This window comes from Microcystis sp. BLCC-F209 (assembly GCF_041928595.1).
In the GTDB taxonomy this organism is placed as follows: Bacteria; Cyanobacteriota; Cyanobacteriia; order Cyanobacteriales; family Microcystaceae; genus Microcystis.
This window is the reverse complement of the sequence record NZ_JBHFLL010000128.1, coordinates 1-1,734: the sequence shown is the minus strand read 5'-3', so window position 1 is coordinate 1,734 and position 1,734 is coordinate 1. Positions and strand designations below refer to the sequence as shown.

The following is a 1,734-nucleotide window of genomic DNA, read 5'->3' as shown; positions in this document are numbered from 1 at the left end:
GAGTGGCTTGAGAAGCTCTTTCATTAGTTTTGGGAAAATTGTTAGCATGGCTTATTCACATTTATTGGTGTACATTTACTTTGTTTTCTTATCTATAATATCAAATTTTGTACCACTTTTTTCCACGTTCAACACTTCTGGCCACACACATATTTAACCCATGCCATGTGCATTTCTGAAGTTAAGATACCAAATAAATATAGATTGGCATTAGGAATTAATAAAACTTGATCATTACCAATCACATTTTTATTCATAAAACCTATCGGAATATATTTTCTTCTTTCAGATGAGACACGGGGAACAAGTAAATAATTCGTGTCGGGTTGTGCTATTTGACAGAATAGAGTAGGTGTCGCCGCAAATTTACGAGTAGAAGCGGCTTTACTTTTTAATCTAAAATTTTTAACCCTATCTACTCTTTTGATGACTTCTGGTAATGTCTTTAATTCCCTGGGAGAAATATCAACTAACCATAGACAATAGCGACTATAACCATTAATAAATTCTTGCGCTCCTGTATAAGGTTTAATCCATTTTTCTGCCTTCGGCTCTAATTTTAAAAATTCTTCTTTTTCCAGTTCTGTAAAAATAAAATTACCACCATCTCTTGGCATACTACCAAAACGCATTAATGGAACATTAGATAAAGGAAAACTTCGATTAGAAATAATGATGTCACTTCCATCAACTAAATAGGGATTAATATTATTAGACTGAATAACTAATGATTCACCTTGAATATCTTCATAATCAAATAGAATCTTATTTGTTATATTAAAACTTGCAAAACCAATAATTATACAATGAACTGCCGCATTTCCTTTTGCTTCATTAATCCATTTAAAAGTACGATGGGCAAAATGAATTTTTAACTGATATTTCTGAAAAAGAATATTCCAAAGTAAGGCAACTTGCTCACCTTGAGATATAGAATTTGTGGAAACAAAAGCAACCCTGATTCTATTGCCCTGAATTATTTGAGCAGCCTTGATATACCATGCACACACATAATCTAAAACGCCTATTCCTTTCTCACCGTCGAAAACATAAGCCATATCATTCCTTTGCTGTTCGTTCATAATCATCGCACCAACAAAAGGAGGATTTCCTAAAATAAAATTGAGCTTCTCTTTTGATATAACTTCCTCCCAATCAATCCGCAAGGCATTCCCATGAACAATCTTTGCCGCTTTCTTTAATGGTAAACGCACAAAATACTGACCAAAAGTATTACTAACTTTAATATTCATCTGATGATCAATTAACCACATCGCCACTTCTGCTACTCTCACCGCAAACTCATCGTATTCAATACCTGCAAACTGATTGACATCTACCTGAATAATGGTACTAATATCTGTTACTAACTGCCCCGTTTTATCTAACTCCTGTAATACCAAAATCTCTAAATCGCGTAACTCCCGATAGGTAATAATTAAAAAGTTGCCGCAACCACAGGCAGGATCAAGAAAATATAAATTAGCAATCTTTTTCTGAAATTCTAGTAATTTATTGCGATTGCCTTTAATCTTCTCAAATTCTCTGTGTAAATCATCTAAAAATAACGGTTTAATCACCTTTTGAATATTTTTCTCGGAGGTATAATGCGCCCCTAAATTGCGTCGCTCTTTTGGATTCATTACCGCTTGAAACATAGAGCCAAAAATAGCAGGGGAAATTTTTCCCCAATCAAAAGCACAAGCTTCTAATAACATGACTCTCATCTTGCTA

Annotated in this window: 1 protein-coding gene; it reads right to left on the bottom strand. The window is 33.7% G+C overall.

Going from position 1 to position 1,734, the window contains the following annotated elements:
* Positions 1–128: 128 nt before the first annotated feature.
* On the bottom strand, positions 129–1,734 hold a 1,606-nt coding region (locus ACE1AQ_RS08030), incomplete at its 5' end, for a class I SAM-dependent DNA methyltransferase (protein ID WP_374808195.1).